1 pseudogene is annotated in these 284 nt (G+C 46.8%); it reads right to left on the reverse strand.

Annotated features, from left to right (window positions below):
* Window positions 1-183: pseudogene (locus tag ACTHRE_RS11120) on the reverse strand (polymerase); the annotation flags it as partial.
* Between the last annotated feature and the right edge of the window lie 101 nt (window positions 184-284).

Consider the following 284-nt stretch of genomic DNA (forward strand, 5'->3'; position numbering starts at 1 on the left):
AATCAATGTCAGTACCAATGAGCCGCTCAGTGAGATGGCTTCCAGATAAAAGCTGGGCAATGGGCCGACTCGGTAGAGTGAAAGAAAAGGGACGGCGCAAATCCAAAGAAAACTGAGCCATAAAGGCCAAAAGGGTTTTACTGAAGATTGGGTCAGGCCGTCTGAAAGTGTGTGGTAGGTCATTTTGATGTGTGTTTTTGTTGTTTGATAAATGCAAGGCAGCCAAGGAAAAAAGTAATGCACAATAATACGGAAACGGCGGCGCAAATCCGGCTGGCGAGAGC

The organism is Neisseria sp. P0001.S007 (assembly GCF_051963655.1).
GTDB lineage: Bacteria > Pseudomonadota > Gammaproteobacteria > Burkholderiales > Neisseriaceae > Neisseria > Neisseria subflava_A.